Annotated in this window: 19 protein-coding genes; 7 read left to right on the plus strand and 12 right to left on the minus strand. The window is 33.9% G+C overall.

The genetic code is table 11. The features are described 5' to 3' along the window. Positions 1-16 precede the first annotated feature (16 nt). Positions 17-430, plus strand: a complete 414-nt coding sequence (locus tag M666_RS19105) for a Dabb family protein (RefSeq protein WP_029445580.1) — start codon at positions 17-19, stop codon at positions 428-430. Here the strand turns inward: M666_RS19105 and M666_RS19110 are convergent. Next, positions 427-1,464, minus strand: a complete 1,038-nt coding sequence (locus tag M666_RS19110; RefSeq protein ID WP_029445579.1) for a quinone-dependent dihydroorotate dehydrogenase — start codon at positions 1,462-1,464, stop codon at positions 427-429. The two genes, M666_RS19105 and M666_RS19110, sit on opposite strands and share 4 nt — an antisense overlap. An 84-nt stretch (positions 1,465-1,548) precedes the next feature. Beyond that, complete coding sequence (locus tag M666_RS19115) at positions 1,549-1,962, minus strand: hypothetical protein (protein WP_029445578.1); 414 nt, start codon at positions 1,960-1,962, stop codon at positions 1,549-1,551. A gap of 129 nt (positions 1,963-2,091) precedes the next feature. On the opposite strand from M666_RS19115, the gene pepT reads away from it, so the two are divergent. Further along, on the plus strand, positions 2,092-3,324 hold the full coding sequence (gene pepT / locus M666_RS19120) for a peptidase T (protein ID WP_029445577.1): 1,233 nt from the start codon (positions 2,092-2,094) through the stop codon (positions 3,322-3,324). An 81-nt stretch (positions 3,325-3,405) separates the two neighbouring features. On the opposite strand, the gene yajC is transcribed toward pepT, so the two are convergent. From yajC to nusB, 3 genes are read right to left on the minus strand one after another with little or no spacing between them, the layout of a single operon-like run. Then, on the minus strand, positions 3,406-3,702 hold the full coding sequence (gene yajC, locus M666_RS19125) for a preprotein translocase subunit YajC (RefSeq protein ID WP_025614267.1): 297 nt from the start codon (positions 3,700-3,702) through the stop codon (positions 3,406-3,408). Positions 3,703-3,706: 4 nt separating this feature from the next. After that, a complete protein-coding gene (locus M666_RS19130; protein ID WP_025614266.1) occupies positions 3,707-4,183 on the minus strand; it encodes a DUF1573 domain-containing protein in 477 nt (158 codons plus the stop codon). 42 nt (positions 4,184-4,225) lie between these two features. Next, the gene (gene nusB / locus M666_RS19135; protein WP_024479638.1) at positions 4,226-5,173 is read right to left on the minus strand and encodes a transcription antitermination factor NusB; all 948 of its coding nucleotides are present in this window, start codon (positions 5,171-5,173) and stop codon (positions 4,226-4,228) included. A gap of 174 nt (positions 5,174-5,347) precedes the next feature. On the opposite strand from nusB, the gene M666_RS19140 reads away from it, so the two are divergent. The 3 genes from M666_RS19140 to M666_RS19150 all read left to right on the plus strand — a co-directional run bounded on the left by M666_RS19140 (position 5,348) and on the right by M666_RS19150 (position 10,162). Beyond that, positions 5,348-7,102, plus strand: a complete 1,755-nt coding sequence (locus M666_RS19140; protein ID WP_025614264.1) for an ABC transporter ATP-binding protein — start codon at positions 5,348-5,350, stop codon at positions 7,100-7,102. 74 nt (positions 7,103-7,176) lie between these two features. Next, complete coding sequence (locus M666_RS19145) at positions 7,177-7,557, plus strand: PUR family DNA/RNA-binding protein (RefSeq protein WP_024479636.1); 381 nt, start codon at positions 7,177-7,179, stop codon at positions 7,555-7,557. Between the two features lie 85 nt (positions 7,558-7,642). Continuing rightward, positions 7,643-10,162 (plus strand): M14 family metallopeptidase, encoded by a 2,520-nt coding sequence (locus M666_RS19150; protein ID WP_029445576.1) that lies wholly within the window; start codon positions 7,643-7,645, stop codon positions 10,160-10,162. 40 nt (positions 10,163-10,202) lie between these two features. On the opposite strand, the gene M666_RS19155 is transcribed toward M666_RS19150, so the two are convergent. From M666_RS19155 to M666_RS19170, 4 genes are all read right to left on the minus strand, one after another. Further along, a complete protein-coding gene (locus M666_RS19155) occupies positions 10,203-11,249 on the minus strand; it encodes a lysophospholipid acyltransferase family protein (RefSeq protein ID WP_029445575.1) in 1,047 nt (348 codons plus the stop codon). Between the two features lies 1 nt (position 11,250). After that, positions 11,251-12,168, minus strand: a complete 918-nt coding sequence (locus M666_RS19160) for a bile acid:sodium symporter family protein (protein ID WP_029445574.1) — start codon at positions 12,166-12,168, stop codon at positions 11,251-11,253. 5 nt (positions 12,169-12,173) lie between these two features. Further along, a complete protein-coding gene (locus M666_RS19165; protein WP_025614260.1) occupies positions 12,174-12,509 on the minus strand; it encodes a tRNA-binding protein in 336 nt (111 codons plus the stop codon). Positions 12,510-12,591: 82 nt separating this feature from the next. Next, positions 12,592-13,134: a YfiT family bacillithiol transferase gene (locus tag M666_RS19170; RefSeq protein ID WP_024479631.1), complete on the minus strand. Its 543-nt coding sequence runs from the start codon at positions 13,132-13,134 to the stop codon at positions 12,592-12,594. 108 nt (positions 13,135-13,242) lie between these two features. On the opposite strand from M666_RS19170, the gene M666_RS19175 reads away from it, so the two are divergent. Further along, entirely contained in the window at positions 13,243-13,881 is a 639-nt protein-coding gene (locus M666_RS19175) for a peroxiredoxin (RefSeq protein ID WP_024479630.1), read from the plus strand. A gap of 118 nt (positions 13,882-13,999) precedes the next feature. After that, positions 14,000-14,191: a cold-shock protein gene (locus M666_RS19180; protein WP_013549199.1), complete on the plus strand. Its 192-nt coding sequence runs from the start codon at positions 14,000-14,002 to the stop codon at positions 14,189-14,191. Positions 14,192-14,715: 524 nt separating this feature from the next. On the opposite strand, the gene M666_RS19185 is transcribed toward M666_RS19180, so the two are convergent. From M666_RS19185 to M666_RS19195, 3 genes are all read right to left on the minus strand, one after another. Next, positions 14,716-15,648 (minus strand): peptidylprolyl isomerase, encoded by a 933-nt coding sequence (locus M666_RS19185; RefSeq protein WP_029445573.1) that lies wholly within the window; start codon positions 15,646-15,648, stop codon positions 14,716-14,718. A gap of 140 nt (positions 15,649-15,788) precedes the next feature. Continuing rightward, positions 15,789-17,840 carry a M13 family metallopeptidase gene (locus M666_RS19190; protein ID WP_039326090.1) on the minus strand — a complete coding sequence of 684 codons (2,052 nt, stop codon included), beginning with the start codon at positions 17,838-17,840 and terminating at the stop codon, positions 15,789-15,791. 119 nt (positions 17,841-17,959) lie between these two features. After that, a complete protein-coding gene (locus tag M666_RS19195; RefSeq protein ID WP_025614257.1) occupies positions 17,960-19,345 on the minus strand; it encodes a M28 family peptidase in 1,386 nt (461 codons plus the stop codon).

Here is a 19,345-nt window from a genome sequence, read left to right on the forward strand (position 1 = left end):
ACCTGAAAGATTCCTCATGAAAACAATAAGTTTAGCCCTTTCCCTTTTAGCCTTCATAACAATTAGCGCACAAGAAAAAACCGCAACAAAAGAAAAAATGACCCACACTACAAGCCTGAACAGCACAAAACTATTGCGACACGTAGTGTTATTCAAATTTAAAGAAGAAACTTCTAATGACGATATAACAAAAATAGAAGCCGCTTTTCAAGAACTACCAAAAAAAATAAAAGAAATATTTAGTTACGAGTGGGGCTTAAATAATAGTCCAGAAAATCTAAACAAAGGATTTACCCATTGTTTTTTTCTAACTTTTAAAAGTGAAGCCGACCGTGAGAAATACCTACCACATCCTGATCACAAAGCTTTTGGAGCGTTATTAACTCCACACTTAGAAGATGTTCTTGTGGTTGATTATTGGACGAATTAACTTCTATTTAAAATAGCCTTGTTAATTTTCTTTACCAAGGCAGGACCTTCATAAATAAAACCTGTCCATAATTGAATCAAATCTGCTCCAGCATCTAATTTCTCTAATGCTTCTTCAGGAGAGGTAATTCCGCCAACTCCAATAATTGGAAAAGCTTTATTACTTTTCTCCGACAAAAACCGAATAACTTCCGTACTTCGTTGCGCTAAGGGTTTTCCACTTAAACCACCAGCCTCTTCTAAAAGTAACTGATGAGACTTTAAGCCCTGTCTATTAATTGTTGTATTGGTGGCTATAATACCGTCTATCTTGGTAGCAGCTACAATATCTATAATATCTAGTAGCTGGCTATCTGTCAAATCTGGAGCGATTTTAAGTAAAATAGGTTTTTCTTTAACCGTTTTAGTGGTGGCTAATTTAGTGTTTTCTAATTTTAATTGATTCAATAATTTAGTCAAAGGTTCCTTATCCTGTAACTCTCTTAAGCCCGGAGTATTTGGGGAACTTACGTTTACAACAAAATAGTCTACATGATCAAATAGTGCATCAAAACAGATCAGGTAATCTAGCGTAGCTTTTTCATTCGGTGTTACTTTATTCTTCCCAATATTCCCACCAACAATAACTCTATGGTTTTTCTTGAGCTCTTCTACAGCTTCTAAAACGCCTAAATTATTAAATCCCATTCGGTTAATAATAGCTTGATCATCTTTTAATCTAAAAAGTCTTTTTTTAGGGTTGCCATCTTGAGGCTTGGGAGTAAGCGTTCCTATTTCTATAAAACCGAATCCAAAATCTGATAATTCGTTATATAATTTAGCATTTTTATCAAAACCAGCACCTAATCCTACCGGATTTTTGAAGGTAAGTCCAAATAATTTGCGCTCCAGTCTCTGGTCTTCAATAACGTAAATGGATCTGAAAATTTTAGAAAAACCAATTTTACCCAAAAGTTTAATCATAAAGAAAGAGAAATGATGAATTTTCTCTGGATCAAACAAAAAGAATAGTGGTCGTAAAATAAGTTTGTACATGAAAAGCTAAATTTTCACAAAAATACAAACATCAACAACTAAGTTTACGCGTTGTTTTTAATTTTATTAACACAACAATGAACCTTATTCTACTAGTTTTTCTATGGGTGTTCTATTTGCTGATTCACAAAGCAATTGATACCGCTCATATTGTTTTTCATTAAACAGGGAGATAAGCTTTTGATCATAACGCACTGTAGTTTCTAGCATTTTATCTTCTAAGTTCTTATGTTTTTCTGCTAAAATTAAAAGTTCTGCTGGCGTACTTTGTGGATGGCTTTCATATAGCTTCTTTACTTCGATCTCCTGATCCTCGCGCTCTGCCTTTAAATCTTTTCTTAAGACTTCTAAAGCCGTAGTTTGCTCTTCATTTAATTGAAAAATGGTTTTAATCGTATCTGCATTTTTACTACCTATATCTAAAATACATGCCTGCGCATTAGTTGCGATAACGCTAAAAAAAAGAACTATAACAGAAAATAAAAGTTTAAATTTCATTTGTTTGGATTGAATGACTGAAAAGAAATATAGAAACCCAAACGTAATCCTTGACAAAAAAGTATAATAGTTTGAATAATTACGATTCAAATTTCCTAATTCGTATTTTTATAAAAAATTCTAAAACAAATGAACCCTATTCTTAATAGATTTTTGAGTTATGTTACTGTTGACACGCAAAGCGACCCACACTCGGCATCTACACCTAGTACTAAAAAACAATGGATCCTTGCAAATAAACTGGTTGAAGAACTAAAAGAGATTGGACTAAGTGATGTTGAAATTGATGAGAATGCTTACATCATGGCTACCTTACCGAGTAATAGTCCTAATTCGAATATTCCCGTGATTGGTTTTATAGCACATTTTGATACTTCGCCAGATTTTTCCGGCACCAATGTAAGTCCACAAATCATTGAAAATTATGACGGTAAAGACATTGTTTTAAATAAAGAGCAACATATTATCCTATCTCCAGATTATTTTGATGACTTACTTCAATACAAAGGGCAAACTATAATTACCACGGATGGCACTACGCTTCTTGGTGCTGATGACAAAGCAGGAATTACTGAAATAGTTTCGGCTATGGAGTACCTTATTAATCATCCTGAAATACAACACGGGACTATAAAAATTGGTTTTACTCCTGACGAAGAAATTGGTCGTGGCGCTCATAAGTTTGATGTAGAAAAATTTGGAGCGGACTGGGCCTATACCATGGACGGTAGTCAGGTTGGCGAATTAGAATATGAAAATTTCAATGCGGCTTCTGCAAAGATTTCTATTTCCGGTAAAAGTGTACACCCTGGGTATGCAAAAGGAAAAATGATTAACGCCATTAGTATTGCTAATGAGTTTATGTCATTACTCCCAGAAGATGAAGTCCCTCAAAAAACAACAGGTCGTGAAGGGTTTTTCCATGTTCATCATATCTCTGGTGAAATAGAAAAGGTGACTATTGAACTGATCATCCGCGATCACGATAAAGATTTATTTGAAGAACGAAAGAAGCTAATTTCTACGATTAAGAATCAATTGACATTTACACATGGTGAATGCATAAATATTGAAGTAAAAGATCAATATTTTAATATGAAAGAAAAGGTTACTCCTGTCTACCATATTGTAGAAACTGCGAAAGAAGCGATGGAGTCCTTAAACATTACACCTATTATAAAACCTATCAGAGGAGGCACTGATGGTTCACAGTTAAGTTTTATGGGATTACCCTGTCCTAATATTTTTGCTGGAGGTCACAATTTTCATGGAAAATATGAATATGTTCCTTTAGAAAGTATAGAAAGTGCGATACAGGTAATTGTGAAAATTTGCGAATTGACGGCTAAAAAATCTAAGTAATAAGTTACTACAGAAACTCATACAATACAAAAAAGCACCTTTTTCAAGGTGCTTTTTTTAAACGTATTATACTACGTTAACTTACTTTTTCTCTATTACCGCAGGAGCATTAAGTTTTGAACTCATCTCTAAAGAAAGAGCAGAACGTTCAAACTTTATTTTACCAGCTAAAGTTTCTATAACACAGGTATTGTCTTTGTCATTTAACTCAACAACCTTTCCGTGCATTCCACTTTTAGTAACAACCTTATCTCCTTTTTTTAATTCTTCTGAGAATTTCTTTTCTTGCTTTTGCTTCTTTCTTTGAGGCGCAATCATAAAGAAATAAAATACTACGAAGATTGCAATAAGCGGAATAAATGGATATTTTTCTAACATGTAATTATGACTGTTTTAATGGCCCTACTGGAGCACCATCTTTAGGGGTTACAAATGCTTTTATTCTCAATTGCTCTGATCCTTTCTCTGTATTCGCAGATACCGTAACAACTTTAGTAACTAAGTTGCTTCCTGAACCATTAAAATTTACTACCAATTCTCCAGATTCTCCTGGGGCAATTGCTCCTTTAGGATATTGTGGAACTGTACAACCACAAGTACTCTTTGCATCTGTAATGATCAAAGGAGCATCTCCTGTATTTGTAAATTTAAAAACAGTTTCTTGCGGTGTATTTTGAACTATTGATCCAAAATCATGCTCAACATTTTCAAAAGACATTACAGGTAGCATTTTTGCTGCTGCATCTCTCTGACCTGCTGCTTCTAGATTTGAATTATTAATTTTACTTGTTGCATCTTCCTTACAGGACATTAAAACAACTACCATCAATACATTTAATGCGATAACTATTTTTCTCATAACCGTCTAAATATTTATAATTTTAATCAAAAATAAACAATATTATAATAAACCTCTACCAATTTTGTTTAGTTTTCCATCCTGCTCGTATTCCTTTATTAGCTTATCTAAAATACCATTGATAAACGTACTACTCTTAGGCGTACTGTACTCTTTGGCAAGTTCTAAATATTCATTAATAGTAACACGTTCTGGTATGGAAGGAAAATTTAACAATTCTGCAATTGCCATTTTTAATAAAATTGCATCTATATCTGCAATTCTATCTTTATCCCAATTAGGAGTTTTACCCTCAATCTCTTTGACCAACTTCTCATTTTGAAGTAAGGTTTTAGACAGAAGTTTTTTAGAAAATTCAACATCTTCTTGATCCTTAACTAAAGGAGGTAAAAAATAAGATTCTACAGCATCTGGCTTTGCCTTTTTCAAAAGTTTTAAAATAAATGTATTCACTAAAGGAATATCATCTACCCAAGTAAGTTTATCGTCCTCAAAATAATCGTAGATTTTTTCATTAGGAGCAATGATATTCTTAAACAAATCTACAATTAACTGCTTATCATCTTCAAAACTAGAAGCGGTTGCATGCATGTATTTATTGTAGTAATTACTTGCTATAATTTCTTTGTAAAGTAGCTTTACATACTCATCATTTAAATACCAATTCTGAAGTTTTCTTATTTCTAGCTCTTCTTCAAGAACCTTGTTTTCAGAAATCATTTTTATAAACCTATTGTTTACAAATTTCTTCTTGTCATCAAAAGTATTGGATGAACTTGATAAATATGTATTTGCAGAAAGCTCTACTTGCTGTTTTGCCAAATCGTGGATTTCCTTCATCAAACTCATCATCAATAAATACAACGAATATGTATTTTCAATACTGAATTTCAAAAACTTTTGTTGTTTTTCTAAAGAATCGTCATTGGAACGTGTTAATGCATAAATACATTGCATTACTTTTACTCGCACATGCCTTCTTGTAAGCATTTTTAAAGAACTTAAATGGGTTAAACTTCAAGCGGCAAAAATAGAACTATATTTTTAATACTAGGTTATGGTTTGGTTATATCTTATCAGTTTTATAACATTTCATTTTACTTTAATCACATATCTTTGTCACTTCGATTAGAAAATTCAACACTTTACAGGAACTAAGGCTTCATGAAGGAATTAAAATACATCAATAAATATTTAAAAAAATATAGCACACAACTGCTTTTAGGGTTGTTCATCACCATAATAGCAAGGGTATTCTCTTTGGTTACTCCTTCTTATGTAAAAAAGTCGATTAAAGTTGTTGAAAACTACGGGAATAATATCATTGATAAGTCTGAAGCCAAAGAATTGCTGCTAGAAAATATTTTAATTATTCTAGGAACTGCATTGTTAGCTGCGCTATTTACTTTTTTAATGAGGCAGACTATTATCAAAGTATCTAGATATATCGAATACGATTTAAAGAACGAAGTATTTGATCATTATCAATTGCTAAACCTCAATTTTTACAAAAAAAATAGGACTGGTGATTTAATGAATAGGATTAGTGAAGATGTGGGTGAAGTAAGAAATTATGCCGGACCAGCATTGATGTATGGCATCAACACCATCACACTTTTTGCTTGCATCATTCCCTTAATGTTCATGACGGCGCCTAAATTGGCAGTATATACCCTGATACCGCTTCCTATATTATCTGTATTGATTTATAACATTAGCAAAGTTATTCACAAACGAAGCACTATTGTACAACAATACCTTTCTAAGTTATCTACATTTACGCAAGAATCTTTCTCTGGAATTTCTGTTATCAAGGCCTACGGTTTAGAAAATGATATTAATAAAGAACTTACAGAACTGGCTATAGAAGGAAAGAACAAGAGTATGAACCTAGCTAAGGTAAATGCATGGTTTTTCCCCTTAATGGTATTATTAATAGGAATCAGTACTATTTTTGTGATTTATATTGGTGGCCAACAATATATTAATGGTGAAATAGATTCGGTTGGTGTTATTGCGGAGTTCGTAATCTATGTAAATATGCTTACTTGGCCTGTAGCGGTTATTGGTTGGCTTACCTCTATTGTTCAGCGTGCGGAGGCATCACAAAAACGTATCAATGAGTTTTTACAAATAACCCCATCTATTAAAAATGAAGTCTTAACTCCTACCCCTTTATCTGGGAAAATTGAATTTAAGAATGTAACCTTCACATATGAAGACACAGAAATTACAGCGCTTAATGACATTTCATTCACCATTGAACCAGGACAGACAGTAGCTATTATTGGCAAAACAGGCTCTGGAAAATCTACAATTCTAGATCTTATCGCGCGTCTTTATGACGTGAGCTCAGGAGAAATATTATTAGATGATACCCCTATTAAGAATCTTAATTTGAATTCTATTCGTCAAGAAGTTGGTGCAGTACCCCAAGATGCTTTTCTTTTCTCTGACTCCATCAAAAATAATATCAAGTTTGGAAAGCAAAATGCCACTGATGAAGAAATTATAGCTGTTGCCAAAAAAGCTGTAGTGCATAAAAATATCATGGATTTTACAAAAAAATATGACACGATATTAGGAGAGAGAGGTATTACATTAAGTGGCGGACAAAAACAACGTGTTTCTATCGCAAGAGCCTTATTGAAAGACCCGAAAATATATTTATTTGATGATTGTTTATCTGCCGTAGATACAGAAACGGAAGAAGAGATTCTTAAGAATTTGAAGAATGTTTCTAAAAGCAAAACAACTTTATTGGTAAGCCATAGAGTATCCTCAGCAAAAAACGCTGATAAAATCATTATTTTAAAAGAAGGAAAAATATTACAGGAAGGAACGCATGACTCTCTAATTGAGACAGATGGGTATTACAAGGAACTTTACCACACACAATTGATTGATAAAGAAAGCTAAAAAAAGTTGTTAGATTAGCAATTTTTTGCCATTTTTGAAGGTACACTAATAATTAACTATAGATTTTTTTAGCAATGGGGGAAAAAGAATTGATGGATCAGGAGGAAATTTACTCCAAAGTCCTAAGAGCAGGTAGAAGAACTTATTTTTTTGATGTAAGAAGCACAAAAGCTGGTGATTATTATCTAACGGTTACGGAGAGTAAAAAATTTACTCATGACGACGGATCATTTCACTACAAGAAACACAAAATTTACCTTTACAAAGAGGACTTTTCAGCATTTAAAGAAAATCTAGATGAGATGATGAATTACATCATAGAAGAAAAAGGTACCGAAGTAATTTCTGAGCGTCATCAAAAAGATTTTAAAAGAGAAGAAGATGTCTTGGTTGAAAATTCTGCAGAAAAAACATCAACGGAAAGCTTTACAGATGTTAGCTTTGACGACATATAAAATTTAATTTTCACAAATTAATGGTAACGACTCTTCTTTTAAGAGTCGTTTTTTTATTTTTATAGGGACTAATTCAAACTACTCTATGAAAAAACTTATCTTTCTCTCATTATTTCTAGTATCACTTACCCTTACCTCTCAAGAAAAAGCAACCCTAGATTACTACCTCCCTTCAAATACCAATTACAACAAAAATATTCCTACGCCAGAATCTATCATTGGCCATGAAGTTGGAGAATGGCATATTACTCATGACAAACTGGTCTATTACATGCAAGCACTAGCAGCTTCATCTGATCGTATTAGTATTGAAAATCGTGGTGAAACTTTTGAAGGCAGGCCTTTATTATTACTTACGATTACCGCTCCAAAAAATCATGGTAAGATAGAACAGATTCAAAAAGATCATCTTTCAATTACCAAAGAAACAGGTGCCACTCAAGATGTATCAAACCTACCTGTTGTTGTTTATCAAGGTTTTTCTATCCATGGCAATGAGCCTAGTGGAAGTAATGCAGCACTAGCTTACGCTTATTACTTGGCTGCCGCCGAAGGAGATGCTATTGAGAAGCTACTAGAAAACACGGTTATTCTATTAGATCCATCATTCAATCCAGATGGGCTACAACGGTTTGCTTATTGGGCAAACACCAATAAAAGTTCAAATTTAAATCCTGATAATAATGACCGTGAATATCATGAAGTTTGGCCTGGAGGAAGAACCAACCACTACTGGTTTGATATGAATCGCGATTGGCTCCCTGTACAATTACCAGAAAGTAGAGCTAGAATAGCTACCTTTCATAAATGGATGCCTAACATCTTAACAGACCACCATGAAATGGGAACCAACGCCACCTTCTTTTTTCAACCGGGAGAGCCAGACAGAGTTCACCCATTAACTCCAAAAATAAATCAAGAGCTTACTACAGAAATTGCTACGTACCACTCTAAGGCTCTAGATAACATTGGTTCTTTATATTTTTCTGAAGAAAACTATGACGACTATTATTATGGTAAAGGATCTACTTTTCCGGATGTAAATGGTGGTATTGGTATTTTGTTTGAGCAAGCTAGCTCTCGAGGCCATATTCAAGAAAGTGAAAATGGAATTCTCACCTTCCCTTTCACAATAAAAAACCAATTTACAACGGCACTCTCTACTATTGAAGCTGCCGAGAATATGCGTGTAAAATTACTACTATACCAACAACAGTTTTACAAAGACGCCTTAACAGAAAACTCTAAAAATAAAACAAAGACTATTATTTTTGGGGATGCTAAGGACGCTGCTAAATCCTGGCATTTAGCTGAAATTTTACAACGTCAAAAAATAAAATTACATCACTTAAAAAGTGACGCCAAAATTAATGGCAAAGCATTTCATAAAGAGAATAGTTATGTAGTTCCTATGAACCAAAGGAATAGTAGATTAATAAAGGCTATGTTCGAAAAGCGCACCACCTTTACAGACAGCCTTTTCTATGATATTTCTGCTTGGACATTTCCATTAGCTTTCAACCTAGACTATACCGAAGTAAATTCTACTGCAAATTTAGGGGAGGAAATAACAGCCTTACCAACTTTATCTGGTAGTGTGGGTAACTTATCTAATTATGCGTACGTATTTGAATGGAATGAGTACTACACTCCTAAAGCATTAAATAAAATATTAAACAAAGGAATACGAGCTAAAGTAGGAGAAAAACCATTTTCTGTTGAAGGCAATACCTATGACTATGGATCTATTCTCATTCCTGTACAAAACCAAAAACTAAATCCAGAAGAATTGCACACCTTTTTAAAAGAAGTAGCTCAAGAAAGTTATATTGATATTATTTCTGTAGGCACAGGGCACACCTTAGGTATTGATTTAGGCAGCGGATCTTTTCAGGCCTTAGAAAAACAGGAAGTTGCTATTATCGTCGGTAATGGAATTACTTCTTATGACGCTGGAGAAATATGGCATTTATTTGATCAACGTTATAATATCAACCTTACTAAATTAGATACGGATTATTTCAGCAGAACCGATTTAAGTCGGTATACCGCCATAATAATGCCTAATTCCTACCGAGGAATTGATAAAGCAGCATCTGAAAAGTTAAAAATGTGGGTAAAAAACGGAGGCACTCTTATAGGCTATAGAAACACAACGAAATGGTTAGCAAAAAATGAATTTATTAATTTAAAATTTAAGAATGATACGCTAGTGGCAAAAGACATTACCTATGAGCAAAAACAAAGCTTCTTTGGTGCCCAAGTTACTGGAGGTGCAATTTTTGAAGCAAAACTAGACCGCTCACATCCTATAAATTTCGGATACAAAAATGATGTACTGCCCTTATTTAGAAATACAAATATTTATATTGAACCTAACAAGAGTAGTTACAACAACCCCATTCAATATACTAGCAATCCGCTTTTAAGTGGATATATTTCTGAGGAAAAATTAAAGTTACTGAGTAACAGCGTTCCTTTTCAAGCTCAAAGCTTGGGCCGTGGAAAAGTTATTGTGTTTACAGACAACACTAATTTTAGAGCTTTTTGGTACGGAACAAATAAATTATTAATGAACGCTATTTTCTTTAGCGATATGTTATAAGATATAAAAGCATCCTCAACAACTAATTGAGGATGCTTTTTTACATGGTCTTAGTGTAAAACAAATTATATACAAAAACTGTCATCGTAACCAATAATCCCGAAATGATGTCTTGTGTAAATAGATAAGTCCCTAAAGCTAAGAAGATATAATAAATAGGAAAGATGACTACTGCATATGCAAACCTAAATGTACTTAAAAAGGCTAGATCCTTTATTTTGGGTTTTATCGTTAAATTCCATGCTAGAATGACAGGAAAATTAATTATCATAAAAATCCATTTTTTTAATAGATCAAAGCTATTAGCTTCTGTAATAGTTTCCGGTATTTTAGCTATAGAAGACAAATAAAGTAATTTCTCATTAACTTCTTTCGGCTTGGTATAATCTACCCCAAAAGCCTCTAATTTCTGAATTGTAAAAGCATACTTTGCATCATCTTCTATGTGTGTTGTAAGATTTTTTAAAGCCTTGAATACATGATTTTTTAGAGCTTGCTCTGAGTTATTTATGCTGCTTTGCTCTAAAAATTCTTTGACTGAAATTGCAGAACCATAATATAAGGCTGCACTATCAGGAAAATTCTTTGCCGCTTGATAGTTTACCCCTACGGGAACCAAGTGTATATTCAATTCCGGGTTGACCTCTAAAGCATTTAAAATAATACGTATAAATCCTTTACTTAGAGGTCTTACCTTTCGTTTTAAATTATGATTGCCCTCAGGAAACACCACTAGGGCTTCATTTTTGTTAAGTAAACTTGAACAAAAGTCAAACGTATATTGATTCTTCTGTAAAGTTGCAAAGCCATCTCTAATTCTGTAAATCGGAATCATTTTAAAAAAAGAAAATATGCCCTTCAAAACAGTGTTTTTAAAAACATCAGATCGCGTTAAAAAATAAGGTTTTCTCTTGCAATTTGTAGCAATTAAAATAGTGTCTAAAAATGCATTCTGGTGGTTTGATAAAAAAATAACAGGTGTATCTTTCGGAATATTCTCCAAGCCATGGTGTGCTGTTTTTTTAAAATAAAACCATAAAAGTGTGCCCACAAACATTTGAACAACAGCGTACCCTATTTTCTTCAAGCTATATTTCTTTAGTTATTATTTCTCGAGAACTCCAAAAACTAGCAAGGAGTAATCCGGAGACTAAATGCCAAATTCCCCAAAAAGCAGCCAATAATGCCATACCTCCTAAACCGTCAAAAAAAGTAACTATCAAAAGTAAGCCTAAACCTGAGTTTTGTATTCCCGTTTCTATTGTAATTGTTCTTGTATTTGCGGTATTTAACCCTACTAACTTCGCTAAAGAAAATCCAGATATAAAAGCAATTAAATTATGGATCACTACAAGCCAAAACACGTACCATATGTAATCTACTAATATAATTCTATTTGTATACAATGCTATACTTATCAGTACCACAAAAAATAGTAAAGAAACAATTTTAAGGACTCTCGCAATACTTTTTGCTAGTCTTGGCTTCCAATAATTCACCCACATTCCCAGAAATAACGGAACCCCTAACAGCATGAAAACTAATTGCACCATGGCCATGGGCTCAATAGCTACCTCTTTTAAAATCTGCGCAGTAGGTGCATAAAAAGATCCCCAGAATTCTAAATTTATAGGGGTCATAAAAATTGCCAATAATGTTGCAATTGCGGTTAAACATACCGATAGCGCAGAATTTCCTTTTGCAATATGGGTAATAAAATTAGAAATGTTACCGCCCGGGCAAGCTGCCACCATAAACATACCTAAGGCAATACTTGGATAAGGTTTTATCAATATTACTAAAATAAAGGTAACCAGAGGCAGAAGAAAAAACTGGCTGAGTACACCAACAAAAATAGCTTTAGGCTTTTTAAACAACGCTTTAAAATCTCCTATAGAAATTTCTAAAGAGATTCCAAACATTACGAGTGCCAATGCTAAATTTAATATCCAGAGTGATTCTTCGTTAAAATTAATTGGGATACTATCAATACTGTTTTGAGGCAAGAAAATCAAGATATCTTAAGTCCGTTTTCAACCTTCAATCCAGGATGGAGCAAAGTAACATCTTTATTATTCACGGCTCCTAAAACCAAACATTCACTCATGAAATTGGCAATCTGCTTTTTGGGAAAATTAACTACTGCTACAATCTGTTTCCCTATAAGATCTTCTTTCTTGTAAACCGTCGTTATTTGTGCTGATGTTTTCTTTATCCCTATTTCAGGCCCAAAGTCAATCTCCAATTTGTAAGCAGGGTTTCTCACTTCAGGAAAGTCGTTTACAGAAACTATAGTCCCTACACGCATATCTACTTTAGAAAAATCAGACCAATTGATAGTTTCCATAATGAGTAAAAAATTTATAAGTTAGCCTACCAAATTAACCATATCTGCCATACAATGCAATAAAATATACAAAATAGCTACGTTACCAATCCATACGCGTAACCAAACCCCGTATCTGTGCCAAATGATGATTTCCATGCCAAGCATATTTTCCTATATTTTCGGCTACAGAAACACGCACATTGCCTTCAGGATGCACATACACCTTCTTAAGATCGGTGGCTGACAAACCTTTGAGCAAATAAACTAATTTAGCATGCAAAGCCACTAGATAATTAAGTGATAAAATTATTGGGGCCGTTCTTGCATCAAAAAGACTACTCCATTCTTTTTCTTCGTAAGCTTTAATTAAAGGTTCATCTTCCGATAAGGCCCATTTAAAACGCGTGTAACTATGGTGGTGACTATCGGCAATATGATGAATTAACTGCCTTAAGCTCCAACCTTCGGGCCTATAAGGAGTCTCTAATTGCTCTGAAGTAAGAGATGTAACTAAGGCTTGAATACGTTCAGGTAGCAGTTGTAAATCCAAAATCCACTTATCTATCTGCGCTTCGGTGATCAGTTCTGGACATTCAAATTTACCAATAGGGTACTTCAGTTGTTCTAATTCTTGCTCTGTCATCCTTTAAAAGTAATAATTTTAAGGGATTTTTAACCTCAATTTCTACTTTTTAACCTATCAATCCACTAATTTTATAGGATAATAATACACCATCTAAAAAAAAATAAAATGGCAACAATACGATTAGGAGATGTAGCTCCAGATTTTACAGTAGATAGTTCAATGGGAATGATTAATCTATATGATTATTTAGGGGATTCATGGGGAATCCTATTTTCTCATCCAGCAGATTTCACACCTGTTTGTACCACAGAATTAGGTACTGCAGCTAAATTTAAAGATGAATTTGATAAGCGTAATGTAAAAATGTTAGCTCTTAGTGTTGATGGTGCTGCTTCTCATAAAGAATGGATTAAAGATATCAATGAGGTTCAGAATACAGAAGTTAATTTCCCAATCTTAGCGGATGAAGACCGTAAGGTATCGGACTTGTATGATATGATACACCCAAATGCTAATAATACTTTAACAGTACGTTCTGTATTTATTATAGCTCCAGACAAAACGGTAAAACTTATATTAACGTATCCAGCCTCTACAGGCCGTAATTTCTATGAGCTTGTGCGTGTAATAGATTCATTACAGTTAACTGCCTACCATAAAGTTGCGACTCCTGCAAACTGGAAAAATGGCGATGACGTTGTTGTTAGTCCAGCCATTGCAACGGAGGATGCCAAGAAAATCTTTTCGAAAGGCGTAGAGGAAATTAAGCCTTATTTGAGAATGACACCACAGCCAAACCTCTAATAATTAGAAAATTATTGTAAAATTAGAGTTATTAAATAAATATAAGTGTCGAAAAATCACTACGTTAAATTTTTATGTATTACATTTGTAGCATAATTAATTTTTTTAATATTTTATAATGAATAAAGGAACAGTAAAATTTTTCAATGATTCTAAAGGTTTTGGATTTATCACTGAAGAAGGCTCAAGCGAAGACCATTTTGTACACATCTCTGGTTTAGTAGATGAAATTCGCGAAGGTGATGTTGTAGAATTTGAATTACAACAAGGAAAAAAAGGATTGAACGCAGTAAACGTAAGAGTACTATAATACATACGTAAATTTTTTTTTATTAGAAGCCCGACCTTTTGGTTGGGCTTTTTTATTGACCAAAATGAAATAGACGGCTGTATCTGAAGGTGTATTCGTGAAAATTTATTTTTTTTGAAATTATTTACGAAGTAGACGCAACTATTTCAAAGATTAAGTATCTAGCAGTTATAGAAGAGTTCTCCCAAAACAATTTTATCTTAAAAAAAACTGACCATATGAATACATTTTTTGGAATTTTATCACTCTTAATACTCGTTAATATTGTTTTGCTTCTTCTTAGCGTCAACAATTCGGTAACAAAAAATAAAATATTAGTAGGGTTTAAACGTTTGAAGGTGTTATACAGATATACAAACACACTTAAACAATAAACTATGAGTACTTTCTTTAGTATCCTGATGATTTTAGTAATAATTAATACACTGTTGCTAATAATTAGTGTAAATAGAAAATCTAACAAAATATAAAAAGGGCTCCATAATGGAGCCCTTTTATTTTATATGTAAATATGATGTTTAGTATTAGCTAACTTTCATCAATTCTACATCAAATATCAATGTAGCACTTGGTGGAATTACGCCTCCTGCTCCTGCACTTCCGTATCCTAAATCTGAAGGAATTACAAATCTAGCTTTATCACCAACTTGTAATAAACAAATTCCTTCATCCCAACCTTTGATAACTTGGCCTACACCTACTTGGAAATCTATTGGTTCTTTTCTCTTATAAGAAGAATCAAAAACAGTCCCGCTAATTAAAGATCCTTCATAATGAACAGAAACCTGCATTCCTGCTTCTGCTTTCTTTCCATTACCTTTTTGAATGATTTTGTAACGTAGTCCGCTCGCTGTCTCTTCGAAACCAGCTGAAATCTCATCCAATTCAGCAGCTTTTTTTGCTCTTTCTTCCGCTATTCTTTTTTCTCTTGAACCTTCAAATGTTCTAAACGCTTCAACTGCATTGAATGCTTCTGCTTCCGCTCCTACCCTAACAATCTCTAAAGACTCTATTTTATCACCTTGTTGTATAGCATCAACAATATCCTGACCTTCAACAACATTACCAAAAACGGTATGCTTGTTATCTAACCAAGGTGTTGCAATATGCGTAATAAAAAACTGGCTTCCGTTAGTCCCAGGACCAGCATTTGCCATAGATAAGACTCCTGGACCATCATGTTTTAGATCTACATGAAATTCATCATCAAACTTATATCCAGCATCACCCGTTCCTGTTCCTTGAGGACATCCTCCTTGAATCATGAAATCTGGAATTACTCTATGAAATTTAATTCCATCATAATAAGGCGTTCCTTGAGGCTTTACTTTATTTTCTAAATTACCTTCTGCTAAGGCTACAAAATTACCAACTGTTCCCGGTGTTTTGTCGTGAGTTAGTTTTACTAAAATCTCTCCTTTTGAAGTATTGAATTTTGCGTAGATTCCGTCTTTCATTTTACTTTTTTTTATGAGCGACAAAGGTACTATTTTGTTTTGGCTAAAAAAACTCTTTACATTTTTTAAGATTTACTTAGCCTACAAAAAAAGGAGCCTAAAAGGCTCCTTTAAAAATTTCTTGTTTTAAGATTATTTGTCTACCAAATTCTAACTCTCTTTTCTGGAACTAAATACATGAGATCTCCTTCTTGGATATCAAAGGCCTCATAAAAAGAATCTATATTTAACAATGGTTGCGTAGCTCTATATTTACCCGGAGAATGAGGATCTGTTTTAATTTGGGTACGCAAGGCATCTTCCCTAGTTAACGTACGCCAAACCGTAGCCCAAGACATGAAGAAACGCTGCTCTGCCGTGAACCCATCTATTGGATCTGGCTTACCATGTTCCTTAAAATAAGCTTGTAAACCGTCATAAGCTCCTAAAACACCTCCCAAATCTCCAATATTCTCACCTAAAGTAAATTTGCCATTAATATTTACGCTATCCAAAACTTCTATTTGATCATATTGATCTGCTAATGCCCCACTACGTTCTGTAAACTTAGCTAAATCTTCATCTGTCCACCAATTTACAAGATTTCCGTTAGCATCAAAACGAGCACCGCTATCATCAAAGGCATGAGAAATTTCATGACCTATTACCGCTCCAATTCCTCCATAATTTACAGCATCATCTGCTAAGTAATCATAAAATGGTGGTTGTAATATTGCTGCAGGAAAAACAATCTCATTATTTAAAGGATTAAAATAAGCATTTACCGTTTGTGGAGACATTCCCCACTCTGTACGATCTACAGGCTCTCCTATTTTGGAAAGGTTTTTTTGCAAATTCCAATCAGCAATAGCTAATAAGTTATCAAAATAGCTATTTTCCTTAGTTACCTTCATTGTGGAATAATCTTCCCACTTATCAGGATACCCTATTTTTACCGTGAATTTATCTAATTTCTCAACAGCTTTAACTTTCGTAGAATCACTCATCCAATCTAGAACCTTGATTCTTGATTGAAAAGCAGCAATAATATTATGTATCATAGTTTCTGCCTTAGCTTTTGCCTCTGGAGGAAACATTTCATCTACATACAATTTACCTAAAGCTTCCCCTACAGAAGAATTAACGGTTGCTAAAGCTCTCTCATCTGCAGGGCGTTGTTTTTTATCACCACTTAAATACTGGCTATAAAACTCCCAATCTACCGTTTCAATTTCTGTTGTTAGTCTTCCGGCTGCACTATTTAAAGTATCCCAAATCACCAATTTCTTAAGATCTTCTAAAGGTGTTTTTTCAAAAAAAGAATTTAACGCTTGAATGTATTTAGGTTGCGTTACAATTAAAGTATCTACCTGCTTTTTCACACCCATGTCCTCCATCATTTTGGTAAGACTGATTGCCGGAATAAGACTCTGAGCAACTGAAACTGTTTTAGGATTATTAAAGTTTCTAGCATCCCTACTTGCCACTTTATCCAATCTAGGAGTTGCTAAGCTTGTCTCCATCGCTAGAATTTTTTTTGCATCTTCTTGAGACTGCGCTGCAGTTACACCAATGTATTGCAGCATCTTAGCGATATGTGCCACATACTTTTCTCTTATTTCTTTAGACTTAGAATCTTGATCTAAATAGTAATCACGATCTGGCAAACCTAAACCATTCTCCCCTAAGTATACTGCATTCATTTTACTATTTCCTAAATTAGCAAAAACACTGATGCTTAAAAAAGGAGAATTAGCTGTTGGGTTGGTCACCAATAAAGTTTGCAACTCTTTAAGGTTTTTTACATTATTGATAGCTTCTATAGTAGGCATTAAAGGTTTAACTCCTAACTCATTTCTTGCTACAGTATCTAATTTTGAATTAAATATAAATAATGCTTTTGCCTGATCTGTAGACGCTGCATATTTGTTACTAGCTTCTGCTTTTTTTATAATTTCAAGAACGTCTGCATCGGTAGATTTTCTGAGCACACTGAAACCTCCCCAGCTAGATCTATCATCTGGAATTTCCGTGTTTTTTAACCAATTACCATTTACAAATTCGTAGAAATTTTCCTTTGGACTCACCGTGGTATCCATATTTGCTAAGATGATACCTCTTGAAGGCGCTTCAGCAATTGGTTCTTTTTTCTCTTCCTTACAAGAAGAAATTAGACAAATACCGAAAAGCGCAATAATAACATTGTTTTTCATTTGATTGATTTTTAAAAATTTAGATCGCCGTTGATTATCTACAAGTAAAAAACCAATGCCTTCTAAATTATTTTAGGCAATATACTCTATTTAAACCTTTTACGATCTATACTGAAGCATCATTTTGTTCCAACAATTCCATAGGTATCTACAAGATATACCAAACTTGCCATTGATGCTGCTCCTAACTCCAGTTCTCTTTTATTTACATGTTCAAACGTATCGTTCTCTGCATGGTGATGATCAAAATAGCGTTGAGAATCTGGACGCAAGCCTGCTAAAACCATTTTGTCATTTTTTAAAGGGCCAATATCTGCTCCGCTATGTCCTTTTACAAACATATGAATAAGGTAAGGTTCAAATAATGGTTTCCAGGCTTGTATTTTAGCTAAGTTTTCTTCTGAACAATCAAAAGAGAATCCTCTAGGTGTAAAGCCTCCTGAATCACTTTCTAAAGCAAATACATGTGTTTCTTTCTTTTTCTTTGCCACTGCTGCGTATTCATTTCCTCCACGCAACCCATTCTCTTCATTCATAAATAAAACTACACGAAGAGTTCTTTTTGGCTTGTACCCTGTTTTTTTAAGTAGATGAAGCACTTCCATACTCTGTACGCAACCTGCACCATCATCATGAGAACCATCTCCCAAATCCCAAGAATCTAAATGTCCGCCTACAACCATAATCTCGTCCGGATAAGTACTACCTTTTATCTCTCCAATAACATTATACGATTGTACATCTTCTAATTGTTCGCAATTTTGCTTAAAATAAAAATTAACATCTGGATTTAATCGTAAAGAAATACTCAATAAATCTGCTGCATTTGTACTAATTGCCGCAGCAGGAATACGCTTATCTACAGCTAAATCTCCATAGCTCATAGAACCTGTATGTGGATAATCATCCAAACGCAAATTCATAGATCTTACAATAATACCTACCGCACCATATTTAGCAGCTTCAGCAGCTCCAGAGTAGCGTTGATCTACACAACCAGAGTAGGACTCAAAAGTGCTAATATTTGCAGGATCCATAGGTCTGTTAAAAAAAACAATCCTGCCTTCTAGACGTTGTTTTCCTAAAATAGCTAAATCATCCATGCTTTTTACCTCTACCACATTTGCTTTAATACCTCCGTATGGCGTAGCTACTGAACCCCCTAAAGCACAAATAGGAACATTTGTCGTAATACCTGGATCTGTTTCAAAATATGCAAACTCTGGTAAACCACGATTCCACTTTGGCACCATCACAGGTTGCAACCATACTTTGTCTAATCCTAATTCATCTAATTGTAATTTGGTATAATCTACTGCCTGCTGTGCTTGTACAGAACCAGAAAGTCTACCTCCTACCTGATTAGATAAGTAGTTTAACCAATCGTAAGCTTTACCCTCTGTCAGCGCAGCTGTATAAATACTTTTTAATTGTTCTTCATCTGTTTTCTGTGCGGATACTGCGGTTACGATAAATAAACATAACAAATAGATCGTCTTCTTCAT

Source organism: Cellulophaga baltica 18, from assembly GCF_000468615.2.
Taxonomy (GTDB): domain Bacteria; phylum Bacteroidota; class Bacteroidia; order Flavobacteriales; family Flavobacteriaceae; genus Cellulophaga; species Cellulophaga baltica.

Bases quoted from the DNA above. Each gene is read 5' to 3' on its own strand.
- M666_RS19185 (WP_029445573.1), bottom strand. From the start codon at position 15,648: ATGAAAGACGGAATCTACGCAAAATTCAATACTTCAAAAGGAGAGATT.
- pepT (WP_029445577.1), top strand. From the start codon at position 2,092: ATGAACCCTATTCTTAATAGATTTTTGAGTTATGTTACTGTTGACACG.
- M666_RS19190 (WP_039326090.1), bottom strand. From the start codon at position 17,840: ATGAAAAACAATGTTATTATTGCGCTTTTCGGTATTTGTCTAATTTCT.
- yajC (WP_025614267.1), bottom strand. From the start codon at position 3,702: ATGTTAGAAAAATATCCATTTATTCCGCTTATTGCAATCTTCGTAGTA.
- M666_RS19195 (WP_025614257.1), bottom strand. From the start codon at position 19,345: ATGAAGAAGACGATCTATTTGTTATGTTTATTTATCGTAACCGCAGTA.
- M666_RS19180 (WP_013549199.1), top strand. From the start codon at position 14,000: ATGAATAAAGGAACAGTAAAATTTTTCAATGATTCTAAAGGTTTTGGA.
- M666_RS19140 (WP_025614264.1), top strand. From the start codon at position 5,348: ATGAAGGAATTAAAATACATCAATAAATATTTAAAAAAATATAGCACA.
- M666_RS19130 (WP_025614266.1), bottom strand. From the start codon at position 4,183: ATGAGAAAAATAGTTATCGCATTAAATGTATTGATGGTAGTTGTTTTA.
- M666_RS19145 (WP_024479636.1), top strand. From the start codon at position 7,177: ATGGGGGAAAAAGAATTGATGGATCAGGAGGAAATTTACTCCAAAGTC.
- M666_RS19170 (WP_024479631.1), bottom strand. From the start codon at position 13,134: ATGACAGAGCAAGAATTAGAACAACTGAAGTACCCTATTGGTAAATTT.
- M666_RS19165 (WP_025614260.1), bottom strand. From the start codon at position 12,509: ATGGAAACTATCAATTGGTCTGATTTTTCTAAAGTAGATATGCGTGTA.
- M666_RS19150 (WP_029445576.1), top strand. From the start codon at position 7,643: ATGAAAAAACTTATCTTTCTCTCATTATTTCTAGTATCACTTACCCTT.
- M666_RS19175 (WP_024479630.1), top strand. From the start codon at position 13,243: ATGGCAACAATACGATTAGGAGATGTAGCTCCAGATTTTACAGTAGAT.
- nusB (WP_024479638.1), bottom strand. From the start codon at position 5,173: ATGCTTACAAGAAGGCATGTGCGAGTAAAAGTAATGCAATGTATTTAT.
- M666_RS19110 (WP_029445579.1), bottom strand. From the start codon at position 1,464: ATGTACAAACTTATTTTACGACCACTATTCTTTTTGTTTGATCCAGAG.
- M666_RS19115 (WP_029445578.1), bottom strand. From the start codon at position 1,962: ATGAAATTTAAACTTTTATTTTCTGTTATAGTTCTTTTTTTTAGCGTT.
- M666_RS19105 (WP_029445580.1), top strand. From the start codon at position 17: ATGAAAACAATAAGTTTAGCCCTTTCCCTTTTAGCCTTCATAACAATT.